At 47.6% G+C, this 26,395-nt stretch carries 23 protein-coding genes and 1 pseudogene; 12 read left to right on the plus strand and 12 right to left on the minus strand.

The window, feature by feature from the left end:
• The 10 genes and pseudogenes from ACESQI_RS22640 to ACESQI_RS22685 all read left to right on the plus strand — a co-directional run.
• Positions 1 to 318 (plus strand): annotated as a pseudogene (locus tag ACESQI_RS22640) (hypothetical protein); the annotation flags it as partial.
• Positions 319 to 423: 105 nt separating this feature from the next.
• Positions 424 to 798 (plus strand): four helix bundle protein, encoded by a 375-nt coding sequence (locus tag ACESQI_RS22645; protein ID WP_004319006.1) that lies wholly within the window; start codon positions 424 to 426, stop codon positions 796 to 798.
• Between the two features lie 435 nt (positions 799 to 1,233).
• Entirely contained in the window at positions 1,234 to 2,349 is a 1,116-nt protein-coding gene (locus ACESQI_RS22650) for a reverse transcriptase domain-containing protein (RefSeq protein WP_227980148.1), read from the plus strand.
• On the plus strand, positions 2,346 to 2,822 hold the full coding sequence (locus ACESQI_RS22655) for a hypothetical protein (protein WP_004319010.1): 477 nt from the start codon (positions 2,346 to 2,348) through the stop codon (positions 2,820 to 2,822). Before ACESQI_RS22650 ends, ACESQI_RS22655 begins: the two co-directional genes overlap by 4 nt.
• A 16-nt stretch (positions 2,823 to 2,838) precedes the next feature.
• Positions 2,839 to 5,175: an ATP-binding protein gene (locus ACESQI_RS22660; protein ID WP_347786950.1), complete on the plus strand. Its 2,337-nt coding sequence runs from the start codon at positions 2,839 to 2,841 to the stop codon at positions 5,173 to 5,175.
• Entirely contained in the window at positions 5,150 to 6,463 is a 1,314-nt protein-coding gene (locus ACESQI_RS22665; protein WP_005832224.1) for a sigma-54 dependent transcriptional regulator, read from the plus strand. Before ACESQI_RS22660 ends, ACESQI_RS22665 begins: the two co-directional genes overlap by 26 nt.
• Positions 6,464 to 6,814: 351 nt before the next feature.
• Complete coding sequence (locus tag ACESQI_RS22670; RefSeq protein ID WP_034522606.1) at positions 6,815 to 7,231, plus strand: hypothetical protein; 417 nt, start codon at positions 6,815 to 6,817, stop codon at positions 7,229 to 7,231.
• Between the two features lie 217 nt (positions 7,232 to 7,448).
• The gene (locus ACESQI_RS22675; protein ID WP_004319013.1) at positions 7,449 to 7,754 is read left to right on the plus strand and encodes a helix-turn-helix domain-containing protein; all 306 of its coding nucleotides are present in this window, start codon (positions 7,449 to 7,451) and stop codon (positions 7,752 to 7,754) included.
• Between the two features lie 19 nt (positions 7,755 to 7,773).
• Positions 7,774 to 8,070 (plus strand): helix-turn-helix domain-containing protein, encoded by a 297-nt coding sequence (locus tag ACESQI_RS22680; protein WP_004319014.1) that lies wholly within the window; start codon positions 7,774 to 7,776, stop codon positions 8,068 to 8,070.
• Positions 8,067 to 8,378 carry a helix-turn-helix domain-containing protein gene (locus ACESQI_RS22685; protein ID WP_004319015.1) on the plus strand — a complete coding sequence of 104 codons (312 nt, stop codon included), beginning with the start codon at positions 8,067 to 8,069 and terminating at the stop codon, positions 8,376 to 8,378. Before ACESQI_RS22680 ends, ACESQI_RS22685 begins: the two co-directional genes overlap by 4 nt.
• 66 nt (positions 8,379 to 8,444) lie before the next feature.
• Here the strand turns inward: ACESQI_RS22685 and ACESQI_RS22690 are convergent, their stop codons facing one another.
• From ACESQI_RS22690 to ACESQI_RS22710, 5 genes are all read right to left on the minus strand, one after another.
• Positions 8,445 to 9,746: a site-specific integrase gene (locus tag ACESQI_RS22690; protein WP_005832229.1), complete on the minus strand. Its 1,302-nt coding sequence runs from the start codon at positions 9,744 to 9,746 to the stop codon at positions 8,445 to 8,447.
• Between the two features lie 23 nt (positions 9,747 to 9,769).
• Complete coding sequence (locus ACESQI_RS22695) at positions 9,770 to 10,993, minus strand: site-specific integrase (protein ID WP_005832231.1); 1,224 nt, start codon at positions 10,991 to 10,993, stop codon at positions 9,770 to 9,772.
• A 705-nt stretch (positions 10,994 to 11,698) separates the two neighbouring features.
• Positions 11,699 to 12,679, minus strand: a complete 981-nt coding sequence (locus ACESQI_RS22700; RefSeq protein WP_005942708.1) for a hypothetical protein — start codon at positions 12,677 to 12,679, stop codon at positions 11,699 to 11,701.
• Between the two features lie 319 nt (positions 12,680 to 12,998).
• Positions 12,999 to 13,550 (minus strand): hypothetical protein, encoded by a 552-nt coding sequence (locus ACESQI_RS22705; RefSeq protein WP_005942711.1) that lies wholly within the window; start codon positions 13,548 to 13,550, stop codon positions 12,999 to 13,001.
• Positions 13,543 to 14,580 (minus strand): ATP/GTP-binding protein, encoded by a 1,038-nt coding sequence (locus ACESQI_RS22710; RefSeq protein WP_373127260.1) that lies wholly within the window; start codon positions 14,578 to 14,580, stop codon positions 13,543 to 13,545. The genes ACESQI_RS22705 and ACESQI_RS22710 overlap by 8 nt, the downstream gene beginning before the upstream one ends.
• Before the next feature lie 199 nt (positions 14,581 to 14,779).
• Here ACESQI_RS22710 and ACESQI_RS22715 point away from each other — a divergent pair, with 199 nt between their 5' ends.
• Positions 14,780 to 14,980: a hypothetical protein gene (locus tag ACESQI_RS22715; RefSeq protein ID WP_008778767.1), complete on the plus strand. Its 201-nt coding sequence runs from the start codon at positions 14,780 to 14,782 to the stop codon at positions 14,978 to 14,980.
• Between the two features lie 32 nt (positions 14,981 to 15,012).
• A complete protein-coding gene (locus ACESQI_RS22720) occupies positions 15,013 to 15,192 on the plus strand; it encodes a hypothetical protein (protein WP_008778766.1) in 180 nt (59 codons plus the stop codon).
• A 718-nt stretch (positions 15,193 to 15,910) separates the two neighbouring features.
• Here the strand turns inward: ACESQI_RS22720 and ACESQI_RS22725 are convergent.
• The 7 genes from ACESQI_RS22725 to tssD all read right to left on the minus strand — a co-directional run bounded on the left by ACESQI_RS22725 (position 15,911) and on the right by tssD (position 26,346).
• Positions 15,911 to 16,465, minus strand: coding sequence for an imm11 family protein (locus ACESQI_RS22725; protein WP_005942723.1), 555 nt, complete (start codon positions 16,463 to 16,465; stop codon positions 15,911 to 15,913).
• 2 nt (positions 16,466 to 16,467) lie between these two features.
• A complete protein-coding gene (locus tag ACESQI_RS22730) occupies positions 16,468 to 20,793 on the minus strand; it encodes a DUF6531 domain-containing protein (RefSeq protein WP_008778764.1) in 4,326 nt (1,441 codons plus the stop codon).
• A gap of 83 nt (positions 20,794 to 20,876) precedes the next feature.
• Complete coding sequence (locus tag ACESQI_RS22735; protein WP_005942757.1) at positions 20,877 to 22,253, minus strand: DUF5458 family protein; 1,377 nt, start codon at positions 22,251 to 22,253, stop codon at positions 20,877 to 20,879.
• Positions 22,250 to 22,723, minus strand: a complete 474-nt coding sequence (locus ACESQI_RS22740) for a hypothetical protein (RefSeq protein ID WP_005942760.1) — start codon at positions 22,721 to 22,723, stop codon at positions 22,250 to 22,252. Before ACESQI_RS22740 ends, ACESQI_RS22735 begins: the two co-directional genes overlap by 4 nt.
• 45 nt (positions 22,724 to 22,768) lie before the next feature.
• Positions 22,769 to 24,127 carry a hypothetical protein gene (locus ACESQI_RS22745; RefSeq protein WP_008778763.1) on the minus strand — a complete coding sequence of 453 codons (1,359 nt, stop codon included), beginning with the start codon at positions 24,125 to 24,127 and terminating at the stop codon, positions 22,769 to 22,771.
• An 11-nt stretch (positions 24,128 to 24,138) separates the two neighbouring features.
• Positions 24,139 to 25,947, minus strand: coding sequence for a type VI secretion system Vgr family protein (locus tag ACESQI_RS22750; RefSeq protein WP_005942765.1), 1,809 nt, complete (start codon positions 25,945 to 25,947; stop codon positions 24,139 to 24,141).
• Positions 25,948 to 26,064: 117 nt separating this feature from the next.
• Positions 26,065 to 26,346 (minus strand): type VI secretion system tube protein TssD, encoded by a 282-nt coding sequence (gene tssD / locus ACESQI_RS22755; protein ID WP_373127264.1) that lies wholly within the window; start codon positions 26,344 to 26,346, stop codon positions 26,065 to 26,067.
• Between the last annotated feature and the right edge of the window lie 49 nt (positions 26,347 to 26,395).

A 26,395-nucleotide genomic window follows, 5' to 3' on the forward strand; every position in this document is an offset into this window, starting at 1 on the left:
GCCACCGAAGATTCCGGTTATCCTGCCACCTACTATGCCGTTGTGGATTATGCGCACAAAGTCCCGTCCCCTGCCAATAGCACCGGCTGGTTTTTGCCCTCCATCGGCCAGATGTGGAATGTTTATCAAAACCGCGCTTCTTTGTTTGAAGGCAAGACAGTGGTATCAGGCTTAAAGTCTGACTGGTACTGGTCCTCCTCGGAGTTCTGCGACCTTCCGGCGAGCGGCGCTCTTTATGTGAGTGTGAGCGGCGGCAACGTGTACAACTACAGTAAGGACGACAGGAATAGTTACGTGCGTCCGGTCTTGGCTTTCTGACCTATTTACCTATTCAATCTATTTATCTATTTGCGGCGTAGCCGCTCGTTGATAAAGGCTGAATACCCGCGAAGCGGGTCGGAAAAATTTTTGAAAAATCGAGTTATGGCATTATCCGAAGAATTACCCCTATACCGCGACACTTACCGGTTGTTGAACAACCTGTTGATCCTGACGCAGGATTTTCCGCGCTTCTTCCGCTACAGTATGGGCAGCCGTATGGTGGATTTGACTTTGGATATGCTTTCTCTGATTTACAAGGCGAACAGCAGCTATGAAAAAGTGGGCGTATTGACCGAATTTCTCGACCGTTACCGCATGTTGCAGATGCTTTTCCGCGTATGTGTGGAGCAGAAGGTCATTACCGAGCGCAAATACGCCTCGTTCGGGCTGCTGTTGGAGAAGATAGGCAAGCAGGCTACGAGCTGGAAACAATATAACGAACGCGGAATGAAGAAACAGGAAGATAAAAGGCAATGATTTATCAGTCGGGATTCGGGCGGTCAAGGCTTCCCGAAGCGAACTGTTTATTATTGAAAAAGGGTTGTCGGCAGGCTTTCCTCGTGCAGGGAGGCTCGCAAAGACAAAAACAGACAACATTTACTGGTCCTCCTCGGAGTTCTACAACAATCCGGCGAACAACGCTCTTTATGTGAATGTGAACAACGGCAACGTGAACAACAACAATAAGAACAACAGAAATAGTTACGTGCGTCCGGTCTTGGCTTTTTCAATAAAAACTTTACGATAAACAAAATGGTATAGCGATATGGAGTTGCAACAAAGTCTTTTTACAGATGAGGAACTCGGAGGCATTCCGTTGGAGGATGTCTTCGAGGCGTATTTCGAGTGCCGTAAAAAGAAACGCAATACCTGCAATGCCCTTGCCTTCGAGAGCGATTACGAACGAGGTGTGTGGAACTGTGGCGGGAAATCAATGCCGGCACATACCGCCCTTCGCGTTCCATCGCTTTCATTATCAACAAACCCGTGAAACGGGAGATTTTCGCCGCCGACTTCCGCGACCGTGTTGTACACCACCTCATAGCCCACAGGCTCGTTCCGCTTTTGGAAGAGAAGTTCATCGATGACAGTTACAGTACCCGCAAGGGAAAGGGTACGCTCTACGGCATAGAACGGGTGGAAGAACATATCCGGCTCTGCTCCGAGAACTACACGCGGGATTGCTATATCCTGAAAATAGACATCCGTTCGTTCTTCATGAAAATATCGAAGAGGCGGCTGTATGACCTGACCGAAGAACTCTTGCACGAACGCTACGGGGGAAACGACCTGGCGATACTGCTCTATCTGCTCCGTGAGACGATATTCAACCGTCCGGAAAAGAACTGCATCCGCAAGACGCCTCCCCAAAGCTGGCGCGGATTGCCCAAAGACAAGAGCCTGTTCCATTCCGACGGCTCGTGCGGACTGCCTATCGGCAACCTGACAAGCCAGTTGCTCGCCCTTAACTTCCTGGACGGACTGGACCATCTCATCAGCGAAGAATGGGGCGTGAAGCACTACGGCAGGTATGTGGACGACATGGTGCTTGTCCATCCCTCGAAAGAGCACCTGATAGAGGTGAAAGCGAAAATTGCCGGCTGGCTCTCCGAACACGGGCTGTCGCTGCACCCGCGCAAGATCTATCTGCAACATTACACGAAAGGTGTCCTGTTTATCGGAGGGATGATACTTCCGGGGCGGAAATACCTGAGCAACCGCACAGTCGGCTTCTGCTACGATGCCATCGACCGCCTGAACCGCTTGGCGGCAGGCTCGCCCGATTACGTGAAAACCCACGGGGAGGAGTTTGTCAGTACGATAAACTCCTATTTGGGAATGATGCGGCATTTTTCCTCCTACAACCTGCGGTGCAAGGTCATGAGCCGTATCGGTAAGGAATGGTGGCAGGTCATCTATTTTGCCGGACACTTGGAGAAAGTCGTGTTGAAAAAACGGTACAGACAGATTGAATGCAAAAAAGAGGAGATTTGTAATGAAATCAAAGAACTGAGGAGGACTGTATGACAGAACGCGAATTGATACAACAACAGCAGGAACTCGGCGACAGCCGTTTCCTCGTGACCCGGTCGGGCAAGTTTTTCTCCGCCTACGGTTGCGGGGCTTTCGCCTTGGCACGCGCCACAGGCTACCGTGTCATGCACCGGCAGCGTAAAGGCGGAAATTTTGTGCTGACCACAGGATTCCCGGAAAGCCATGTAGGGAAAGTGATGGAACAGATAATAGCCGCCGGAGGGAAAATCGACCGGCAGGACGACGGTTCTTTCGTCTTTTCCGGCATAGACGGCAGCGAAGCGGAGGCGTTGGTCTCCATCCCCGAAAAAACGGAGGGCGGGCAAGACCGCAAGGGCAGCAAAAGTTCGTATGACAACAGCCTGCAGGCTATGATACTCTCGTTCGACCTCTCTCGCTCCACCCCTATGGATGCCATGAACTTTATAGACCTGCTGCAAAAGAGGATTTACGATACAGATGTTTAATATGACCTTGTTATATATGAACAGAAACATACCCCTGCAAGCTAAAATCCTCTTCGGCTATATGATGTTAATGGCGGTCATCATCAGCATGGCCGCTATTCTTTTCCATGAACACGCACGCCTTCGGAAAATCGAGGCCGACACCTACGAAATCAGACAGGCACGCCGTGACATATCCGAGATACACCGCAACATCACGGTACTCGCCTCATTGGGCGAGAGCGTCATCGCTTGGGAGGATGAGGACTACCATGCCTACCAAACGAGACGGCTGAGGGTGGACAGCCTGCTGCAAATGCTGCAAACGAACCATAGCTACATATTCGGTCTGTCGCAGATAGATACCCTGCAACAGTTGTTGGCGGACAAGGAGACACACCTGCACCAAATCATGCAGGTGTTCCACCGGCAGGACAAAGCCGACAGCCTGCTGGTGAACCATCTGCCAGAAGCTGCAAGGCAAGCGACACAGACCCGTACCGTCGTGCAGAAGAAGAAAGGCATAGCCGGATGGTTCGGCGGCAAGGAAACGGTGCAAGTGCCCGCCTCGTCCGACAAGCTCCGCTCGCTGAACGAACAGCTTATCGCCCTGCAAGCGGAGCGGATACGCAACATGGAGAATTACACCGACAGCCTGCGCATCCGCAACAGGGAACTGAACCGCAAACTGTTCGCCCTGCTCGGTAACATCAGCGACCATGCACAAGCCGCCTTCCGGGACAGGGAAGAGCAGATAGCCCAAGCGCACCAACGCTCCACCTCCATCATCACCGGGCTGATCATCGCCGCCATCCTCCTGCTGGTGTTCTCGTACCTGATTATCCAGAAACATCTGAAACGGGATTCGCTGCTCAGGAAAAAGATGGAGGGTGTCATTGACCGGAATAATGAACTGCTGGAAACGCGTAAAAACGTCATACTTACTATCTCGCATGACATACGCGGCCCCCTGAACATCATTTACGGATATGTCGAACTGGCAAAAGATACCCGGGACAGGAAACGCAGGAATCACCATTTGGAAAATATCGAAACGGAGTGCAAACATATCCTGCACCTGCTGAACAATCTGCTGGACGTGTACCGCCTGAACGAGTCCAAGGAAACCTGCAACAATGTACCGTTCAACCTTAATGATCTGTTGGAACGTATTGTGACCGGATTTTCACATATTGCCAATAATAAGGGAATCATATTCCACCATGATTCCCAAAATACGGATGTCGTACTGTGCGGTGACATGGATCGTATCTCTCAAATTATAGACAATCTACTGACGAATGCTGTGAAGTTTACAAACGCCGGTATGATACAGTTCAATGTCCGATATGAAAATGGAATGCTTTATATAGAAATAAAGGATACGGGAATCGGTATGGATCAAGACACCGTTTCGCGTATCTTCCGTCCGTTTGAACGCCTGTCGTCTGAGGCGAATGCCGAAGGTTTCGGGTTGGGCTTGCCCATCACAAAAGGATTGGTCAAACTTTTAGGAGGCAGCATTGATGTGGAAAGTAAAATCGGGCATGGCAGCACATTTCGTGTATCCCTGCCGTTAGCGGTTTCCAATGAGAAAATCAATAGTGAAGCGTCGGCAGTTCCGCAAGACCGTCTGCCATTGCCACAGCGCGTACTTGTTATAGACAATGACACATTACAACTGGAAATAGCCAAGGAAATGCTTGAACGCAACGGAGTATCGTGTACCACCTGTTCCAATGCCAAAGAACTGGTCAATGAGATGCGCAGGCAGGATTACGACTTGCTGCTAAGCGACATACAGATGCCGGAAACCAACGGTTTTGAAATTCTGGCATTGCTTCGCAAATCCAGCATCGGAAATTCACACACAATTCCGATAGTAGCCATGACTGCACGAGGAGAAGGAGAAAAAGAGGCATTCATAAAGGGCGGATTCACGGACTCCATCCACAAGCCGTTTTCCATGAGAGAACTGTTGGATATGGTCTCTTCTGTGGTGTCACGCGATGTGGAAGAGTCACATACACCGGATTTTGCCACGTTCACGGCAGATGTGCTTGATAAAAGAGAACTGCTAAGAACTTTCATTATCCAGTCCGAACAAAATATGGCAGACTTGCAATCGGCAATAAAGACAGGGGACATTGAAAAGCTCCATGACATAGCCCACGAGATAAAGCCCTCGTTGGAGTTGTTACGGGCCGATGCTCCACTGGTAAAACTCCGCACCACGTTAAACGATTCTGCATGCGATATGAATACCGTCAATGAACAGGTGAAGCTGCTGATAGGACACATCTCCGGACTTATAACAGAAGCTGAAAAGGAAATAAAGAAAATGAGCGATGAAACAGAAGGTACTGATAGTTGAAGACAATATAAGTTTGTCACAACGCCAGAAAGACTGGCTTGAACAGGCGGGGTACGATGTAATGACCGCCATGCATGAACCGGCCGCACGTGCATTGATACGCAAGCATCGGTTCGACTTCATATTGTCCGATGTGCGCTTGCCTGAAGGTGACGGAATATCGCTTTTAGAGTGGCTCACAAAAGAGAAGAAAGACATTCCATTCATAGTGACAACGGAATACGGGTCTATACCGGATGCGGTACGCGCCATCAAGTTGGGGGCAAAAGACTATCTGCCCAAGCCGGTACACCGGGAACACCTGCTTGAACTGGCGGAAGAGATATTCCGTCCGCTCGCGACTGTCCGCACGAAACCGAAAGACCTGTTCAGACGTACCTGCCCTAAAATACTTGAGGTGGAGAGATACGCGAGGATAGTAGCCCCGTCGGATATGTCGGTGCTGATACTCGGTGCCAACGGTACCGGCAAGGAGTCCGTGGCACAGGGCATTCACGCGAACAGCGGACGTGACGGCAAGTTTGTAGCGGTCAATTGCGGAGCGTTGCCACGCGAACTTGCGGCATCCCTCCTGTTCGGACACGAGAAAGGCGCCTTCACCGGTGCGGATACGGCAAAGAACGGATATTTCGACATGGCAAAAGGCGGTACGCTCTTCCTGGATGAAATCGGCACGATGCCTATTGACATACAGTCCATGCTCCTTAGAGTGTTGCAGGAGAATACCTATACCCCTATCGGCAGCGACAGGGAGCGGATGGCAGACGTGCGGATTGTGGCGGCAACGAATGAAAATCTGGAACGGGCCATCAAGGAAGGACGATTCCGGGAAGACCTGTACCACCGTCTGGCAGAGATGGAAATCAGGATGCCATCTTTGGCCGAGTGTGCTGATGACATTTTGCCTTTGGCGGAATTTTTCCGTGAACGGTTTTCCAAAGAACTTAAGAAAGAGACAAAAGGCTTTTCAAAAGATGCCATATACCGACTTCGTTCTTATCGTTGGCCGGGCAATGTCAGGGAATTGCAGAACCGGATCAAACGGGCGGTGTTGCTTACGGAAACCCCTGTATTGGAGTTGCCGGACTTGAACGCAGACAGTCAGACTGATATTCGGATTACGGAGAAAACTCCGGACATATTGCCTTTGAAAGACGAAAACAGCGAGAGGGAAGCCATTGCAAATGCCCTTCAAGCGTGCAACGGGCATCGTGAACAGACCGCACGATTGTTGAATGTAAACTCTTCAACACTGTACCGGAAGATGAAGAAATACGGGATAAGATAATCCCCGATATTCTATCTATTTCCGGCAACAGTGTTGACACAGAATATATTGAAATGATTTTTCAATCCGACTGAAATTTTGTAAATTTGCAAAAGATTTGGCAGGGTATAGCCTTGCCGGTCTGAAACATAGAAGAAAACCGGTGGAGGGAAAACCCCTCTGCTGATTATATAACATAAGAGCGCAAGCTTCTCGGACAGAAATCTGGTAAATTGACGTTAAAGGAGAATGATTGCGTAATGCTTATGCTATGCTCTGTCATAGCGTGGTGTTGCGTGTTCTCCTTTAGGCTTTACCAGAGCCTCTGTCTGAGTGCGTGGCTACCACGCTTCTTTTTTTAGACGGACAGGTATGGCAAGAATACAAATCATAACGGCAGTGACATTGGACGGTTATCTTCCCGACCCGAATGAAGAGTTGTTGCAATGGGTGAAGACGGACAGCCAAGGTTTCCCGTTCTGGCACGAGAGGAGTACCTTCACGCTGTTTCCCGGCTATCCCATGCTGGACTTGATTTGTGAAAAGGACGAGAAACCGGACTCCTTTACCTTTACCTCAGAAATATCCGACCCAAAGAGCCTTGACTTGCTACACGGGCTTTCCATCTACCACCTCATTGACGAAATCATCATCTACATTCTTCCTCTGACAACAGGCAACGGTACGGACTGCCTGCATCGACTTCCGGTCAATCGTTGGAAACTTTACAGGACAGTTGCTTTCAAAAACGGGATTGTCCGTCTCATTTATCGCAAATCCTCGCGATAGTCCATTGCATCCTGCAAGGAAATCTTGCAATTTGCAAGATTCGCCATTTATTCATTTTTACAGCCTCAGATTTTTATTTCACTGATATACAATGTTATATCAGTTCCTCTTGGTGTCTATCGGTGTCATTGGTACGCTGTTGGCCTTATAATATGATATAACCTGTTGCGCAACAAGGTGTAAGCAAACGATAAGTTACACTTAAAACAGATTACTCATGTTACAGATAAACAGCGAGATGTTCGCCCAAATCATGGAACGGTTCGACAGGATAGAGCGGGCATTGGAGCGTATGAACAAGCTGAAGGAATGCCTGGACGGCGACACGCTCTTGGACAACTACGACCTGTGCCGGCTGCTCGGCATCACCAAACGCACGCTGGCGCGTTACCGCCAGAAGAAGCTCGTGACCTATTACATGATTGACGGGAGAACCTACTACAAGGCATCCGAAGTGGAGGCGTTCCTCAACCAAAAGGGCAAGTCATTGCCGGCGAGGTTCAGACATCAGCCAAATGTTTAATTAAAATGAAGCAAGGATTATGGAAATAATATGTGTTGACAAACAGACTTTTGAAGAATTGCGTGTCCGGTTCTGTGATTTTGAGGAACGGATGACGCGGGTATGCCGTCCGGCCGAGGACCTCGGCTTGAAAAACTGGCTGGATAATCAGGAGGTGTGCGATGTGCTTCGCATCAACAAGAAGACACTACAGGTATATCGCAACAAAGGGATATTGCCTTTCAGCCGTATCAAGAACAAGCTGTTCTACAAGCCTGAAGACGTACAGAGATTGTTGGATTTGAATTATCACCCTTTAATAAAAAGCAGATTATGAGCTATCATTTCTTGGACGACAAAGACCCTCGGATCGACGTGATGTTTCAAGGGCTGGAAAAAATGGAGAAGATGCTCTCCGTGATTGAGAAGATGCCGAAATCCCTCTTTAACGGTGAGCGCTTCCTCACTGACGAGGAACTCTCCAAAGTCCTGCGGGTAAGCAGGCGCACATTGCAGGAGTACCGGACATTCGGGGTGGTTCCTTATTACATGGTGCAGGGCAAGACTCTGTATAAGGAATCGGATATTCTGAAGATACTGGAGGATTCCTACAAGCGTTGCCGGGAAGAACAACGATGGGTATAGCATCGTTCACTAAAAGAGACGGAGAAATGATTTCCTTTTTACAAAGGGCATTTCTCCGTTTTTATTTTATGCCATTTCAGACTTTCTTCCCCGTTTTTTCTTGACGATGAAATCTTCTTCGCAAAGCTGTATCTGTTTCCCGAAACCTGTGGACTTTAGCCGTTTCATATCCTCGTCCACTTTGGTGTCCGTTACTTGGGCATACAGCTGGGTGGTGGAAATGGAGTTGTGTCCCATCATGCGGCTGACCGTCTCTATCGGCACACCGAGCGAGAGGGTGATGTGGGTCCCGAAATTATGCCTGGCCTGATGGTAGGTCAAATCAAAGCCATATACCTGTCCCAGCTCTCGTGTCAATGTTATAAAATATCCACGATTGTAAACATTGAATACCTTGTCCCCGGTTCTTTGGCTACGATATTTCTCGATGATTTGAAGGGGAATATCCAACAGGCGGACAGACGAAAGCATATCCGTCTTTTGCCTGTGGATGTGAATCCACCATGTGCCGTCCTCAGCCTGCGTGACATCATTGACCGACAGTTTTTTCAAGTCCGCATACGCCAATCCGGTAAATGTCGAGAAAATGAACATATCCCTTACGAATTGCAGTTGAGGCTTCTCCACCGGGGTGGTCATCAGTGTCTTCAAGTCCTCCAATTTCATGTGCCGGCTTTTTCTTTTTGGCAGTTCGGGATGCAGGCGGCAGTAAGGGTCACGGCGCAATGTCCCCTGGCTGACCGCCCGCATTGTCAGCTTCTTCAGGCGGTACAGGTGTTCATGTACGGTCTTGGGTTTTTGGTTGCGGTTCGTGCGCAGGAACAACTCGAAGTCGTCATAAAACGCACGGTCAAGGCTTCTCAATGTCACGTCCTCCACGCCTTTCTTCTCCTGAACAAAAGCGGAAAGGTGCTTGTAGGAACGCTTGTAGGAGTCGTATGTTTCCTGTATGCGGTCTATCCCGATACGCTTCTTGAACTCCTCGTTATGCTCCCTGAACAAGGCAAGCAGGGTAAGTGGTTTCTGCCCGATGCCTTTGACTGCATTCTTGACAAGTTCCGCTGTAATGAACCCCAGACTGTTCTTTATCCTGTCGTAATGTCCGGTTATCTCGTCTGTCAGGTCATCTATGGCGCGGTTCACCGTAACTGCATTTTCACTCCGTCCGTCGGCGCGTCCTTTGTCGGGATTCCAAATAGAGGGATTGACGGATACTTTGGTTCCTATCTGTGCCCATTCGGCATCGATGCTTACCTTGCACAATAACTGGCACATTCCGTCCTTGCGGACTTTCGTGCGGTTTATATAGAACAATACGGCAAATGTACTACGCCGCTTGATATTCTGGTTTTCTATATTCTTTTCCATGTTCTTGTTTTTTTAAGAGGTAATCAAATCACGACGGAAAAACGTTCCGATATTTTCCGGTTCAAAGTCCTTGTGTCGGAATCAATCTTGTCATCGGTCACTTTCGCGTAAATACGTGTGGTTTCAATCCGGCTATGTCCGAGCATTTTGCTGACGGTTTCAAGAGGAACCCCATGCGAAAGGGTGATTTCCGTGGCGTAGGTGTGCCTGGCCACGTGAAATACCAGCGGACGGTTGATGTTGCAAATCCGGGCAATCTCTTTCAGGTAGAGATTCATGTTGGAATTACAATACATCGGTAGCAGCCTGTTATCAGAAACGGCATCACTGTACTTTTTCAGAATCTGTAACGGCAAGTCCAACAAGGGGATTTCAAATTCTATCTTGGTCTTCTGGCGGGCACTTTTAATCCACCATGTGCCGTCTTCCGCAAGCGACAGGTTTTCTTTTGTCAGCGAGCGCATATCCCTGTATGAAATGCCGGTGAAGCAGGAAAACAGGAACATGTCACGGACAAGGTAAAGTGTCTGCCTATGGAGCGGAGTGGTCATAAGCCGTTGCAGCTCTTCATCGGTAAGATACTTCTGCACCGCTTTCGGACGAACCGGCTCGTAACCCATGAACGGATAAACGGTAATGATACCGTCAGCGATAGCCTCACCCACGATGGTTTTCAGTTGGACGGTCAGGTTGATGACGGTTCCGGGAGCGAGATTGCGTTCGGTACGAAGGTACAGGTCGTATTTGTCGATGAAGGAGCGGTCCAATGCCGAGAAAGGAATATCCGTTAGCCTGTATTTTTCTTGCAGAAACTTCTCAATGTGCCTATAGGCATTGCGGTATGCCTGCAAACTTTTGGCTGTGCGGTTGACTCCAACTCGCTTTTCAAAGTTGTTGATGAATTGCCTGAAATAGCTCAACAGTGTTTCCTGCCCGCTTGCCATTCCAAGCAAAATGCTTTTCACTTCCTCAGCGGTCACACCGTCACGGACGGCAGACTGCTCGTTATAGATACTCAACGCCACCGCACGGATCTCATCCAGCCGGTTGTTGATTTCCTTTGCCGTCACACTCTTGCCAGACGCACGCCCCGAAGTCCATCGGGATTGCGGCACTTTCATCTTCACGCTGAATGCCGCTTCAGAGTATTTTCCGATGTTCAACTTAGCCATTACCGGACATTCGCCATTGGCATCCGCCTCGCTCTTTTTCAGGTAGAACGACACCTTTACATTTGCCTGATTCATAACCTATTCCTTTGTTTGCAAAATTATTATATAGCGAGCAAATGAATGGCATGAAAAATATAGCGGAATATAGAAAAAGCCCCCTTGACTTCCAATCTGAGACTGTATTTTTTCCTGATACGGAAAATTTTGACTAACTTTGCATTAGCAAAAAACAGACAGAACAGCGTTCTTGCGGTGGTGAACAGGGGTAGAAAAACAGTTTTGGAAGTAAATTTCATACCTATTTTCAATCCCGAAAAGGCAACGGATAAGTAGCGATTTGTTTGCCTAACTCCCCAAAAACAGGTCAAAAACCTCAAATGGAAGAATGTGGAACAAAACGACTTATCCCTTTCTCGTCCAAGCACTTTGCATTATTCCTCTGAAATCCATCCGTATGTGAGCGAGTTTTCTTATATTTGTTTTCAAATAAGCCGATTAGTCGGTTTGTTCGACATAGAGGAACCCAAACAGAAAGTGGAATTTCAAACAGAGATGTTCCTCTATGTCTTTTACTCCATTTTCCAGTAATCAATTCCATATTTATATTTTTGCGCTTAAAAAATACCGACCGTACGGTATTTTTTAAGCGCAAAAATATAAATATCTCCCATAAAAACAAAGGGAAAAATCAAATATACATTTGTACATTACTGTCGGCAGAGAAATACTGATAGCAATGTATGTTTGACTTTTCCCAATAAGAGGCAGTGTGCTACTTGTTTATCTTGGAATCATCTTGACTTTGACTTGTATTCCTTGGGAGTTCAAGACACGAACCGGTGTCTTTTCTCCGGCTTTCAAATAGAACAAAAGATAATCTTTCGCACGCTGGGACTCGAAGAGACCTTTTTCACGGTATTCGGCAATCCACTTTTGGATCATCGGAATCTGCCAGCGGTTCATCAAGATATAGTAACCGAAATAATACTCCAAATCGCTCAAGAAAATATTGAGTTTCAGGTAATCCCACCAGAACTGCTCTTTCCTTTTGCTTTTGGCGTTGAGTATGACGACCTGATGCCCATAAGTGTCACGGGGATTTTCCCAATCCTGTTGGGAGACAAACACATCGGGAACCACATTGTCGGCATGGTCTTTTGCCGGAATGAAGTGAGACAAGGATTCAATGGAATCCTTTATCTTTTCATATAAGGATGGTTCGTACTCTTTGTTGTACAGTATAACATCCCGCAAACGGGTGGAAGTGAGATGGGTCACCACGGAACGTCCTATCATACAGTGATCCGGAACAGTCATTACCGATGCCAGCCTTTTCATGAATCTGATTTCCGCTTTTGCCTGTTCTTCCTTATCCGATTTTTTGAAAGGATAATCTGACCAGGCAATCTTCCGCATTCCCCGATGCAGGTCCGTAAGCTGCAAACCCGCATAAGCGCAGAAAATGGAAGCACGAATAATCTTGAAGATAGGGGTACGGTCACTCTCGTGTGCCACGTAAGGCAGATTTTCCACTCCAAAAAGCATTTCATTTTCCGCTATCAAGTCGGCAGAGATTGTCTTGCCTTCTTCCAGCCGTCCCTTAATCTTGAAATTACGTTTTTGATATCCCCAGGTGTGAACAGGGCGCGTAGCTATCAGCGTCACACAATAATTGCCATTTTGCGGCGTGAAATCTACATTTTGCGGCGTTGCATTGAGCATCAGTTCGTTCAGCAACTTAATCTTTTGGGTATAGTCCATAAACAATTGGTTTTAAGTGAAACATTTTGTTAACAGTGCAAATGTAGGCATCAAGTTTCGTACCGGAGTTCCGTTTTTCGCCGAAAATCACTGCAACCTCAATAATATATTCTATTTTCATTCGAGCAAACACTTTCCGTTCGGCAACAAACCGATTAACGGGTCTGTTTTTGCAAATATATCTTTTTCCCTTTAAACAAGAGGAAAATACAGGATTTATTTTTCAGAAAACAATACATAAACAGGCTATGCAATCAATCCGCAATAAAAAGGGAGCATAAAAGAATGGTGGCAAAGGATACCAGAATCTGACGGGAGACTATAAGAACGAGATTTCCGTATCCGGCAATACATCGGAAATATTTTCAACCGGATTGATGGAAATTTTAGCGGCATGTAACCAAGACAACTTTTGCTTTAGTTTTTGCATCCAAATACTCATACGAACCTTATGTCCTTTTTCATCTGCCACATCCAGTTCTATACAGGCAATGATGACTATCTTTTTCTGCCCGTCAAGCAGCAACCGGTTAATCCGGGTGAAAAAATCTTCATCGTTGGTTGAGAAACGTGCCGCATTGGTTGCCGTGGCAATCGTGTCCCTGACTTTGACAGCAATCCTGCGCATCAATTCGTCGCCTTTTGCCTGAAGAACCTCTTGAGTTTCCGCATCGTGCGTATGCCCCCTGTAATTCTTCACCTCGACCAGAAACAGCTGTCTGTTATCGTGAATGCCCAAGAAGTCCACCGCCTTGGTAGGTTGCAAGGCATTGCTTACCTTTTTGTGTGCCAAATGTTCATCATACTTGACAACAGCCCATTGGGGAGAGCTGAACTTGAAGCTTATACCGCTTTCCTGAAAATCACTCATATCTGTTGATGAATTGCTGTTCCAAATCGTAAAATGCCGCATATTCCTCCAATATCGGATTGTTCTGTATGCCAGCCAAGGTTTCGCTTTCCTCTACCATAATTCCCTTATCTTCTTTTTTCAAGCCGAAGAACTTGACGGATATGTTCGTGTGCTCCTTGTATTCGGAATAGAGAGAAAGCGTATGTGTAAGCAGGTAGTCGTGAGTGGCGACGAAAATCTGCAAGCCGCATTCCTGAAGCACGCGGATAAACTTTGCCACGACTTTCACAAGAGCCGGATTCAGGTTGGCTTCGGGCTCGTCCCAGAACAGGATGGTGTCCGCATTGATTTCCCCATTCAGTATGAGGTACAAGATGGAAGCCAGCTTGCGGAGTCCTTCCGCCACCAAGTGCGCTTCCATGTTCCCTTTTTCTGTCTGTATATAGAAACGTCCGTTCATCTGCAAAACCTTGAACTGCAATTCCTGCTCCAGCAACTCGATAGCCGGTTTCAACGGATTGTCTTCCGACTCACGCAATATGGGGAGTGACAACGCGTGTGCCAGGTTGATATACGTTTGGTCAAATGAAATTTCACGCTTACTGCTCAAACCGATAAAACCTTCGAACAAAGAGAACATCTCACGTGGGGGGATATAGATAAAGTGGCGGTCGTCCCACTTTTCGTCCGTTTCTAATTTTACAGTTGTTTTGGAAGCGGATGAGAAGCTGTATCGCAACAGTTTGCCGTCTATCGTGACTGTAATGTTCGCCCTGCCTGAAGGCACTCCCTTGTTGACCAAGTTGCCTATGACATCCGGCTTGAAATAAAATATCATGTCTTCCGCCAAGATATACTCAAACTGTTCCTTGGAAGCTGAGTTCTTGCCGAGGAAGTCATGGCGTGCCTGCAAAGTTGCTGCCAAGCATTTGAGAACGTGCGTCTTGCCCGTACCATTCTTGCCAATAAGGACGTTTATCCCTTTGGTGAAATCAAACCGGATATTTGCAAAGCCTGTAAAATCAGTTAATAATATGCTGTTAATCATTGAATATGTTTCATTTATACTAAGTAACTACAAAGGTAATTTAAAAAACGGAAGCGACAAACCCGGTTTTAAAAAAGTTATGATTATTAGGCTTATGTTTTAGAACTATCAATGATTTGCCGACAGCACCGGAAGCCCGTATCATAGACGAAGCGAAACGGTACAAGAGTACATTGGCACGTGCCATTTGTAATCCGTTTTGGCACGATGCCCCCAGCAGGAACCGAATGCGCATTGCCTGGCAGACGAAGCGGATGTATCCGGCAGTTCCGTTGCCGAAGCCACCGCCCGTGTGGTCTGCCTTCTGTCGTTTATACGCTCCTTGTATGAGAAGCATCCGGTTGTTGTAACCAAAGACGAAGTCGCTATTCCGGTGGGGAATATATGGAAAGAGAAGTAATTGTTTTCCATCTTGTTTAAAAGGAAGGGGAATTGCTTCTCAAGAAGTATATCACGACTCGTTTCAGCGGAGGGAAACTTGATTTCAGCCTTATAGATGACATTCATGGATTTTCCCTTATTGACGATGAGAACCAAAACGAGTTTATTGATTCATTCCACAAATTTGAAGAATTGGATTGCCATAGCAACGGACAAAGGATTGGATTATAAAACGTATAATAGAATAAGAAAAGCAAGCGTTATTTTTCGGATGACTTATGGAAGAAAGGCATTAAGAAATTCAGAATCACTCAGCGGAACAGGTGTTTTGGCTATGTGGAAAATGGTATTTTTTATGTGTTGAGGTTTGATTTGGGCCATGAGTTGAGTGATGTGAGGTGATGCTTTGTACAGCGTTATTTTTAATAAGGATAGTCGTAGGCTGTCCAAAAACTCATATCCTGTTATGTGCATTATGCTATGTTTTAGATAAGAGTTCTTGGACAGCTTGATTATACCTTTTTATTTTAAGTCCTTTTACTAATTAAACAAACAATCGCAGATTTATAAAGATTGGTATCCTGCTTATCTCCATATACTTTTAGAGGGGATTTCAAGGATTATAAATCCTAATACTTAGTAACCGGCGGATTACTCCGCCGGGATGGGTGATTAATATCCGTTGGGATTGGTGGTTGTTAAAAATAGTCAAGGTTCCGGTTTGATGTTCTAGCTTTTAGTTCAAAAAAGATATGATACAAGTTCCAAAGTGCTGATAATCATATCTCTTTAAATCAAATTGACCTAATGATTTAGCAATACTTTTTCGTCTATTAAAATTGAACTTAAAAGCAATACTATTCCCAATGATAATCAATAGATTAAGTTGTTAAATCAATATCAAAAATGAGAAAGTAGAACTGGACACCCTAAAAAACAGTCATGTCAATTATTTAGCAATACCTGCGCATGTAAATTTCAGCCCAGTAATTGCATTTTGCTGTATGAAATCTATAAATTCATTCGTACAATAGTAATTATTATAAAAAATATTATCCCGAAATATGATATATGATCCGATATTTTTTTGATTAAAATCACTGTTATTATCTCTCATCATCTTTAATATTTCTTCATTGCTTTTAAACTCTGTATTTAAGGCATTTACTGTATTTAAAACATTTATAAAGTAATAATCTGAAGTGTTTTCATTTACATTGACAGGCAAAATTTCTATTTGTCCACTCAGTTTTTTAGCAAACAATGAAGAGACTCTTTTATTTACTATTAAACAGCCAGAAAAGTAACAAGATGCATCGAAATCTTCACTTCGTTTATCTTTCTTTTTTCTTTTATCATTAAAAAGTTCTAAACTAAATCCTTTCCATTCATTGGCGAGTGATTGACCTTTAAAATTCAATCTGTTTTTATGTAATTCGTCATCTTTCTTGAATACAAAGAACTTATAATTATCAAAGTCTTGTTCAATTTTATATATATTCATAGCTACCAAATTTGTTTGTTAAATAATAAATCTTCTTGTAATCTTTGCAACTCATTAAGAACTCCAGTTCTTCCACCAAAGTTTGAAGCATCTAAAATTCGTTGATTTACGGTTTTATAGTATTGGTCTGTATGTATTATTCTATGATATGCTCCTGATTGTTTGCTATTAGGATCAATATGTTTAAGATAAATACCATTTTCAGCACAATTTATATCTATTTTATATAGTTCTAAAATATCACGTGCGTCTTGTGCTCGAGGATCATCACCAGCTACAATGTGATGTGCCGCAGAACCTTTTTCTTTATGCCAAGCTCTATTCGTCATTCCTTTTTTCTCTAATTCCTTCTGTGCTTTGCGCATGTTTTTTTTCAGTTCTTTGGTACATGACAGCCCTAATACATCTGTTAAACTATTGTTATCAGACACATAACTATAATGCGTTGGATTTCCTCCTAATAATCCAATAGGGTCTTGAGAAATGTAAGATCCAATATTTGCATCATAATATCTGAATCTATTATAATACAATCCAGTCTCAATATCCTCATACTGTCCCTGGAATCTGAACGGACAATCAAACTCCGCTCCCTTATCAACGGCAAGCACTTTTCCGTAAATGTCCAGCGTGCAGTCCCAAGTCTTATTTCCCTGTCCGTCGTACATCTGGATGGGTGTACCCAAGTAGTCGGACACAATGGAATACTGCTTGCTCTCCTGTATCTTTGCCGTAGGTACAAACGTACCTGCCTCGAACACCCAGGTAGTAATATCTTCTACCGGTTCTTTTGGAAGGGTGTTTCCCTTTTCGTCTGATTGTAAGTCAATGGTTTTATAGCTCCACTCATGTAAAGGCACGTTTCCATCCCACACCCAGCGTGTGACCTTTTCGAAATACTGCTTAGCTGTGCGTCGTCCCAACGCATCGTAGCGGAACTCCACCGGCCTGCCGTCCGGGCGTATCACTTTCTTCAGCATACCGTTGGACGCCCACTCGTAGAGCCATCCCATGCCTGTAGCCAGGCAGTGGATGCTACGTTCCTTCTCCATGCGCTTGCGATCGTACCTTACGCCCGTTTCCTGCAACCATTTGAACTCACGGAAAATGAGGTTCCCCTCGTCGTCGTAGTGGTAGAAACAATCCGGGTCTTCCAAAAGTTTTCCACCGGCACCGTATTTGCGGTCCTTCCTGTCCGGGGTTCCGAAGAGGTTGCCCACGAAGTCCGGCACACGATAAATCACGTCCGTTTCCGAACCTTGGGTAATTTCCTGCCGGATAAGGAAGTCGAAACGGTCGTAGTCGTAGCGCATGACCGTTCCCGTCAGCTCGTTCTCCTTGGAAAGCAGTCGGTTGGCAATCCCCCACTCATAGCGGTATGCTCCACGCTCGATGCCTCCCGACCGGACCGACTTGCGCACCTCGCGCCCGAAACCGTCGCGCTCGGTGCAGACTGTTACGCCACCGGAGAAGGTGCGCTGCACCTCCAGCCCCGTATTGTCGCGTACCCAGGATGCCTGCCAGCTTTCACCTGCCTGCATGGTCTGCAGGTTGCCTTCCCGGTCATAGGTATGACGGATGTCCGCTCCCAGACTGCTGGTGATGCGGGTACAGTTGCCTTCGCTGTCATAGGTGCGGCTGACGGTGTATTCTCCCTGCCTTTCCTCTGTAACCAGTCCCGTCTTCCTGTCACGGGTGAACTCCAGCAGGTTCTCGCTGTTCTTCGCCTTAATGAGCATGCCGTCCTTGTCGTACGTGTAAAGAGATATCTCTCCGTCATACTGTTCCTCCTTCAGTATGTTGTCCAGTCCGTCATACAAGTATTCCGTCCATTTGTCCCCGGGGCGATTCACACGGGTAACACGTCCCGCACCATCGCGCTCGTACTCACGCCGCAAGCCGTCGAAACCTATTTCCGTAACGACTTGCCCCAGTCCGTCCAGCTCGAAGAAATAGTTGTCGCCCGCCTCGTTGCCGATGCGGCGGAGCTGCAACTCACTGTTGTAGCCGAACGTAATCCAGTGCCTGTCCTGCTCACGGCTTTTCAATACCCCCAACGCCCCGTAGGTAAACTTTACCTCACGGATGTTGTCCTTGGCATGTACCATGTTCCCCATGGCATCGTACTCAAACCGGTGCACGTTGCCATCCGGTTCCTCCAGCCGTATCAGGTTGTCCGCGCGGTCGTAGGCATAACGGGTGGCATTGCCTTTGACGTCCACCGCCTGTATGAGCCTGCCCCTGCCGTCATATTCCCACCGACGGAACAGCCCGTTGGGGAACTGTAGCAGCTCCAAATCGTAACGTCCGTTGAATGTGAGCGTATAGACACGCCCCAGTCCGTCCGTTATGGTTCGCAACACGCCTCCCTCGTAGGCATATTTCACTGTTTCTCCGCTCAACGTGGTACGGCTGATGACCCGATCCTGTTCATCATAGTCCCATGAAAGCCTTTTGCCTCCCGGTGTGCGGAGTGAAACCAAATTGCGGTTTTTGTCATAGTCCAAGAAGGTGTCCTCCTCGTTTTCGTCCGTTATCCGCACCGGCCGGCCGAACTCATTGTAGGCGGTCTTATGGGTATAGCCTTCGGGATTGACCGTGACCTCCAGTTCCTGAAAGCTGTTGTATTGGTGACGGGTAATTCCTCCGTTGGCATCCACTATCTTATAGATGAGTTTGTCCTCACCGTAATAATATTCGGTTTCGGCATTTTCCCCGTTGCGGATATGGGTATATCCCTTGCCGTAACGGATGAAATATTCCATCACGCCTCCATCGCCCCATGTATGCACACAGCGGGCATTCTCCCCCTTACCTTCATATTCCCAATGGAAGGACATACCCCCTTGGTTGGTAAGCTGTACCAGCAGGTGCCCACCGGAATAGATGAAATGCTTGCTGACATCCAGCGCATCGATGGTTTCCACCATGTCGCCCCGGTCATCATAACGATAGCGGACCAGCTTCACCTCCTCACCGTCCTGATCCACAGATACGCAGAGTACCCGTCCCGACTCGTCGGTCTCCACTTTCAGAAATTCTCCCCGTGAGGATATAATTCCTGCCAGCCTTCCCCCCGAAGCATATTCGAAGCGGACCCGGAACCCGTCCTTCGTGGAAATGTCCGACACCATGCGGTAGCCGAAACGGTTTTCAGGACCGTCAAAGCGGTATTGCAGTCCCCGGATGTCTGTAAGCTGATAACCCCGAGCGTCAAGCGTCCAGGACAACTGTTCCTTACGGTCAAAATAGGAATCTCCGGGTTTCAGTACGGGCAGGAAAGACTCCCGTCCGTCAGCATGGCGGAACAGAAAGGCTCCTTCCTCCAACTGCCGTATTCCCAGATTGTAGCTATGATGCCAGTTATACCCCAACGGACCGTCCACGGCGGCATCGCTGTAATAGGTGCGTTCCCAAACGATAGGGATGGGACCGGGCAGCTCGAAATCCACGTTGGTGTGATATACCCTGCCTGTGGCAGCATCCACCGGTTCGCCGAATGTCTTGCATTTTATGGGCTGGAGGATGTCCGCCAGTTTGTTCATACCGTTCTTTCTCAGTCTGTCAATCAGGTTCTGGAATTGGTCACCTATCTTCTTCCACATTTTACCCAAGCCCTTCAGCCCGAACTTCATTGCCAACGCGAATATGTCAATGGTAGGCGGTCCGCCCACAAGCACAGGCTTGCCTACCGATGTGATGGTAGAGAGCATGGAAGTGGGAGCAAGCAAAGCCTTGCTCACCTTCTTGGGCTTTCCCTTGCGGGGAATTGTGGGTACTCCTACGATATTGCAGGAGAGCGCCGGATGTGTGAGGGTGGAACAGGGCGCACCGTCCGCCAGGACTGTGGAACTACCCATCCACATTTCCGACTCGGACATTCCGCTGACCAACGGAGCCGGATGCAGCACGAACGCAGGCAGATGCACAATGCCGATACCCGCCTGCGCAATCCACTGGTTGTGTACCTTTACCGACGGGGCCATGCTCTTGAGGATGCTGCATGCCACTCCCGCCACTCCGCCGGTCACAGGCGGAATAGCCGCCGCTATGCCTGCCATGATGTCCGCCATAAGGTCGTACACCTTACCCACGTGAGGTACAGGCATGATGGGGGAGGGAGGGGTAACGGTAGGATGCATGTCTATCCCTATGGACAGATCGCCGAACTTGGCGACAGGCATACCCGGCATGGAAGGAAGCATTCCGCCCAAACCTGCCTGAATCTCGTCCAAAGCCGCCTTGGAGTCTGCAAAAAGGTCGGCAAAGCCCCGTCTGACACTACTATCGCCGGTAGCGTCAGCTATATTCTTGAACACATCTGACATGGTGAGAAATTTTTAGAATGTAAAAAAGGAAACAGCCGGAGTCACCAACCGGAACACTCCGGCCGTCTAAGAAAGGACTTTATCTATGCATCCTGCGCATAATCGCTGTTCCAGTCGTTCTCGTCATCCCCTTTTGTACCTTCCAGCTTGATGACAAAACTCTTTGCCGGGAAATAAGGAGTCAGGTGAATGTCGAGGAAAATGCGGTCTTTCTGCTTCGGGTCACGCTCGAAACGAAGAATCTTGAACTTCTCAATCAAGCGTCCGGGTCCCTGTATGCTGTCCAGGAACTTGCTGATCTGACCACGCAAATCCCTTTCCGCCTTGCTGTTCCAGTTTTCAAAGGCACGGCGGTTGAGGAAGTCCATCAGCACTTTCGTCACCCAGTCGAACACACGGACCACGGAATAGGTCTGCAATCCCAGGTTATCCCCATTGAACAGAGTCTTGGCAGAGAAAGCCATCACCTTGCCGTACTCCTTCACCATCGGAATCAGGCCAATCTTCTCGATTTCAGAGATCTCACTCTTTTTCAGGTTGAATGCAACCCCGTCCACCTCACTCATGGAACCGTACTTCTTTCCGGCGGTAACCTGTGCCATTACCGTCTTGTACACACTGCCCGCCAACGCCGCAGAAGGAGGAATCAACAAATCTTCCGTTTCACCCAGTTCCGCATAACGTCCGCGTCCCACCAGGTAATTGCAGGTCATACATACATTGGACTTGTACACATCGCCTCCCGAAAGGTTGGAGTCAAAGAACATTTCTATAACGTCATCCGGCTTTTCCAAATCAGCGAAATCGGTGTAAATCATTACCTTGTTGTCATGTGCTATCTTTGCCCATTTTTCAATCACCTTGTTGGAACCCAAATACCCGGGAATAACCAAAAGAGAGTAGTTGGTACGCAAGTCCAACCGGTCATAGTTCGCACGAAGCTCGTTCGCAATGGCATCAATGAAGAAAGAATTGTCCAAATCGGTAAGCTGGTCCATCGAAGCGTTCACGATGGAGATGTTCTTGATCTTGTCGGAATCCGTATTCTTGTAGAAGAGCATGACCGTGCGGTAAGACTTCTCCAACTGCTTGACCTCCTCTACCGCCTTCAACTGGTTTTGGGAAAGCAGACCGGATACCGCCGCCGATTTCTTCTGGCACAATTCCACCATCTCGCTGATGGATTTGTTACCCTCCAGCATATCCAGCCACATTTCCAGCCGTTTTTTCAGTTCCTTGCGCTCACCCGCCCGTTCAGGATCGGAAAGGAATATGTTCCGCCGCGCCTTACGTTCCGGGTTCAGGTTCTGTATGCCGTCCACGGAAGATTCCAGGACATTAAAACCTCCAAACTTAGCCAGAACCTGCAATTCTGCATTCAGATTTCTGGACTGCGCCACAGCCTGTTGCTGCTGTACGGCAGCTTCTCTTTGTGTATTCTGTTCGCTCATAACTATCATTCATTAGCAGGATTAGACTTCTCGTTGTTCTTCAAATCGTCCAGAATGGCGGAAATCGCATTGACGAAAGCCCCGCGTGTCTCCGGATTTTCCAGTACCCGTTGCAACACCTTGTTGGAGCGCAATGACTTCTCCATCCTGTCCGCAAACTGTTTCTCCGCATTCAGCCCGGACAAGAAAGGACTCTGTTCCGTCATCTTCTTGACAGAAAAATCGCCGACATTTTGAAAACGGAAATTTTCCTCTACGGGAGCCCCCTCCGCATCCGAGAACTCGATATCTATTTCCGGCCGGAAATGTGCAAACACTTCGTCGATGTTGGTCAAGCCTGCGATCACTTCGGGAGCCACCGGTTCGTCTTTTGTCAACTGTTCCACCAATAACGTTCGGTTTTGTGGAATTTCCGCAATACCTTCGGAAGCGTCAATCTTCACCTCGTTTCCGCCGATTCCATAATTTCCAAGGTCCATACTTATTCAATTTTAAATTAAAAATATATGTTAATTAAATCTCTGTCAATTGAAAATACCCCCTTTTCTTCTGGCCTTCGCCAGCTGCATGTCCGGATTGTCCACCAATTCCTTCCAGTCGTCCCCGAGCCACTCCCGGAGCTGTCCTTCCAAAATCGAGACATCAAGCGGGGAACGTACCTGTCTTCCTGTGTGAAGAGCCAGATGTGCCGCGTAAGTGAACGTGGAACTCCGCCTGATTTCCCCGGAAAGGTAACTCCCCCCGGACAGGGCGAGCAAAAAATACTCGAAAGCCTGTTCCATCTTCCCATCCTCGTAGCGCAGGAAACCACACATGCGGTAGCCTTCCATGACATAATAAGGGTCTTTTTGCGTGATGGCTTTCCGTGCCATCCCTTCATACAAGGCAACCGCCTCCTCCCGTTTTTTCCCGGCTGTCAGAATCGCCGCTTTCATGGATACGGCCATTTTCCAATAACTGTATCCTGCCGCTTCGCCACTTTCCATCGCCTTCTCTGCCTCTTTGATGGTCGCATCACTGTACTTCATGCTATGCCTGTATTCCCGGATCGCGTAACACGCCTCAGACGCTATGAACAGAGCGGAAGTCCGGATATTCGTATCCTTCATTTCTTTGGAAATATCCAATAGTTTTCGGATTTCCCTGTCCAATAATTTCCAATCCTGCTTTTGTGTACAATCCATGACAACCGTCACCTGCTGCTTGAACCGGTTTTCAGGCGCAATCAGGTCATTACCGCTATCCGACCGTGCCATCCGGTTATGCAATGCCGCCGCCATATCGAACCGGGGGCGTATGCAAACCACCTCCCGGGACTCGTCCAGCCTGACATTCCTGTTCCCTCTCAAATCAATGGTTGTCATCCGGATTCCCTGCGGGACGCCCTCTTTCAGCACATTGCCGAACCATCCTGTCCGGGAGCACCCCCTTTCCTGTTCCGGAGGAAAGTACAGACAGAAAAAGGCATCATCCAACCGGGAGATACATGCCTTGAAACGCAACATCTCTCTCCACAAGTTGCCCGCCGTATGTTCAACCGACACATCGGGGGTATATTCTTCCCTCAACAGCCCGTCGTGCCGCAGAGCCCTGAGAATATCATACTTCTCCTCAACCTTTTCCGAGAACCAACCCGCATATTCCTGCCAGAGCTGTTCGGCGTATTCCTCGTCATCCCCCTTATACGGAGTATCAAAACGAAAGAATATATCGTCGAACCGTCCTACCGGAGAACGTTCTATTTCCAGAAACCTGTCCACCAGGTCCACATCATTCTGACCGACAATCCATACAGACAGTTTCCAGTCCCTGTTACCGGCTATATCCGCCCAGTAATCGACCGCTTTGTAATATTCCTGTATAACAGATGCAGATGCTCCCATAACCAACCGGATTACGAATTGATTTTTACCATTCCTCCCGAAACCGCCACATCCGCCGTGCCTTCTATTACGAGGTTCGTACCGTTGAGCGTCCCAGTCCGGGTGGTCAGGTCATATTCTTTGGCCGCTTCCATTTTTATATTGGTACCGCTTCCACTGATTATATTCTTCTCGCTGCTGAGTACCATGTTCTCGTTGCCGGACAACAACGTCACGCTTTTCCTGCCTTCAATGGAAATGGTATCCGCCTGCAAGCCTATCGACTTTTCGTCCATTATGATGACCGATTCATCCTCGTTGGTAATGGTAACGCTTTTTTTCGCCATGACGGTAATGGCATCCGTGCCGTCCAGCAGAATCAGCTGCTTTCCCGTCCGGTCAGTAATGACGATACTTCCCGTCTCATCATCGAAAACGATGGCGTTACCGCTGCGTGTGATGATGCTTTTGGTCTTGTTGTTCTCATCGCCACCTTTTCCCGAAGCGGAATGGAACATAGCTCCCGTTACATAAGGGCGATCCGGATTGCCGTGCTCATAGCCGACCATGACCTGGTCTCCGACTTCCGGGACAAATACCCATCCGCGATTTTTGGGAACCGCATCGCTTACTCCCGCATTCGGACTCTGCATCCTGATCCAATTGGTTGTCTTATCATTCTTCTGCCAGTCGAAAGCTACTTTCACGCGTCCCTGCCCCTTCTCATCATCGTTCTTCCTTACCGTAGCCAGTTCCGGCAACGCCAGCGGAAGCCTCACATCGGGGACAGGGATATGTACCGTACCGTCCGGAATACCGACGAAGGAGTTCGTATAGTGTCCGTCACGGCGTACCTCGTGCACGACTTCGACAATGCGGAACTTTCCTAAAGGAGACAGACCCATCCTGTCAGGGAAAGAGACATCAATGATTTCGCCGATCCTGATCCGACAAGTCTTTCCTATACCCTTTATATTCAACAGATTGGCTCCAGATTCGTTTCTGACGACTTTCATCTGCTCGTCCAATCCTGCCTTGTCCGTTATATGAGGATTGGCTGCCGAGGTTGTTTTTGCGGCGTATGCCTTTTCGGAGCAACCGTGCGCAATGGACTGAAGATCGTTCATACCATCCGGTTTGGCGGGCGTATCTGCATTATGCTGTTTGTTCTCCTGCGCTACATAATCGTATCTTGCAGATTTTCCCGGTATCAGGTTGGCAACCAAACGCACTTCTTCCAGATCCATGTCGTAAACGATTTTCTCCGTATTGTCCTTCTCCGGCTTTCCGAAATACACTTTTGTCCCATCATAATAGAACCACTCCCCATAGAGTGCCGAGAGGCGGTTCATGAAGTCAAAGACGCTCTCATTATACTGCGCCATATAAGGTATAGGCGTCGCATACTTGGGGTTGGAAACCAGGTTGACCTTTCCATATTCCTGTGTCGCCTCCTTTATTATGGTGGAAAGGGACTGGTCCATCCATGAGTCGAGTGTCCTGTTGTTCTCATAGAGTATCGTAGGGCTTGCTCCATGAATGGCCACTCCGCCTGTCTCACCCATGCTTCCAACCATTTCCACCCGAGTGATGACACCCTCGAAATCATAACTTTCACCCGTCTGCTTGTGGGCAAACGAAATGCTGGCGGTCTCCCCGATGTAACCGATGAATTTTTCCGGGGTTTGTTGGAACGTATTGTTAGGCGACAGATAATTCACCACCACGGTAAAGGTGTGATGCCGGTTAAAACCCTGACGGAGACACAATGAAACGAACTTCTGCTCTTCTCCTTTCACGGTCACTTTAGTAGCCACCAAATTCAGAAAACTTGCTCCCATACTATCTTAAACTATGAATTTCAATTATTAAACCGACCAGTCGGTATGTTTTTTGGTGCCGAAATAACCGGAATTGGTATATTCCGGCACCTTAAAACTTTGATTAGGAAACAACCGTTAGTTGTTTTCCGGCCAATCCTGTGTAAACGTAGCCTCGTCCATTTTCACGGTCTGTGCGGAAATGGCGAACTTGACTGTCATCGGATAGGCGTTAGCCACATTCAGTGCCTCCTCATACTCTACCACGTAACCGTTTTCGAACACCAGTTCCTTCATTTTGGCATCCTCATCCGCTTTCTTGAAGACGATGTTTCCGTTTACAGGCTGGTACTGCTTGAACATTTTATCCAGCACAATGGTATCGGGAGTCGATTGGCTCAGTCTGAAACCTTGGGGGATTGCGTTAAAATTCTTATTTTTGCATCATGAAAACATCCTCTTCCCAAAC

Origin of the sequence: Bacteroides sp. HPS0048 (assembly GCF_964240755.1) — a bacterium.
In the GTDB taxonomy this organism is placed as follows: Bacteria; Bacteroidota; Bacteroidia; order Bacteroidales; family Bacteroidaceae; genus Bacteroides; species Bacteroides nordii.

Excerpts from the sequence above, each read along its gene's own strand:
- ACESQI_RS22690 (WP_005832229.1), bottom strand. The coding sequence starts at position 9,746 with ATGGAAAAGAATATAGAAAACCAGAATATCAAGCGGCGTAGTACATTT.
- ACESQI_RS22675 (WP_004319013.1), top strand. The coding sequence starts at position 7,449 with ATGTTACAGATAAACAGCGAGATGTTCGCCCAAATCATGGAACGGTTC.
- ACESQI_RS22745 (WP_008778763.1), bottom strand. The coding sequence starts at position 24,127 with ATGGGAGCATCTGCATCTGTTATACAGGAATATTACAAAGCGGTCGAT.
- ACESQI_RS22750 (WP_005942765.1), bottom strand. The coding sequence starts at position 25,947 with ATGGGAGCAAGTTTTCTGAATTTGGTGGCTACTAAAGTGACCGTGAAA.
- ACESQI_RS22730 (WP_008778764.1), bottom strand. The coding sequence starts at position 20,793 with ATGTCAGATGTGTTCAAGAATATAGCTGACGCTACCGGCGATAGTAGT.
- ACESQI_RS22735 (WP_005942757.1), bottom strand. The coding sequence starts at position 22,253 with ATGATAGTTATGAGCGAACAGAATACACAAAGAGAAGCTGCCGTACAG.
- ACESQI_RS22725 (WP_005942723.1), bottom strand. The coding sequence starts at position 16,465 with ATGAATATATATAAAATTGAACAAGACTTTGATAATTATAAGTTCTTT.
- ACESQI_RS22695 (WP_005832231.1), bottom strand. The coding sequence starts at position 10,993 with ATGAATCAGGCAAATGTAAAGGTGTCGTTCTACCTGAAAAAGAGCGAG.
- ACESQI_RS22705 (WP_005942711.1), bottom strand. The coding sequence starts at position 13,550 with ATGAGTGATTTTCAGGAAAGCGGTATAAGCTTCAAGTTCAGCTCTCCC.
- ACESQI_RS22670 (WP_034522606.1), top strand. The coding sequence starts at position 6,815 with ATGGCAAGAATACAAATCATAACGGCAGTGACATTGGACGGTTATCTT.
- ACESQI_RS22740 (WP_005942760.1), bottom strand. The coding sequence starts at position 22,723 with ATGGACCTTGGAAATTATGGAATCGGCGGAAACGAGGTGAAGATTGAC.
- ACESQI_RS22655 (WP_004319010.1), top strand. The coding sequence starts at position 2,346 with ATGACAGAACGCGAATTGATACAACAACAGCAGGAACTCGGCGACAGC.
- ACESQI_RS22680 (WP_004319014.1), top strand. The coding sequence starts at position 7,774 with ATGGAAATAATATGTGTTGACAAACAGACTTTTGAAGAATTGCGTGTC.
- ACESQI_RS22710 (WP_373127260.1), bottom strand. The coding sequence starts at position 14,580 with ATGATTAACAGCATATTATTAACTGATTTTACAGGCTTTGCAAATATC.
- ACESQI_RS22685 (WP_004319015.1), top strand. The coding sequence starts at position 8,067 with ATGAGCTATCATTTCTTGGACGACAAAGACCCTCGGATCGACGTGATG.
- ACESQI_RS22700 (WP_005942708.1), bottom strand. The coding sequence starts at position 12,679 with ATGGACTATACCCAAAAGATTAAGTTGCTGAACGAACTGATGCTCAAT.
- ACESQI_RS22665 (WP_005832224.1), top strand. The coding sequence starts at position 5,150 with ATGAAACAGAAGGTACTGATAGTTGAAGACAATATAAGTTTGTCACAA.
- ACESQI_RS22645 (WP_004319006.1), top strand. The coding sequence starts at position 424 with ATGGCATTATCCGAAGAATTACCCCTATACCGCGACACTTACCGGTTG.
- ACESQI_RS22660 (WP_347786950.1), top strand. The coding sequence starts at position 2,839 with ATGAACAGAAACATACCCCTGCAAGCTAAAATCCTCTTCGGCTATATG.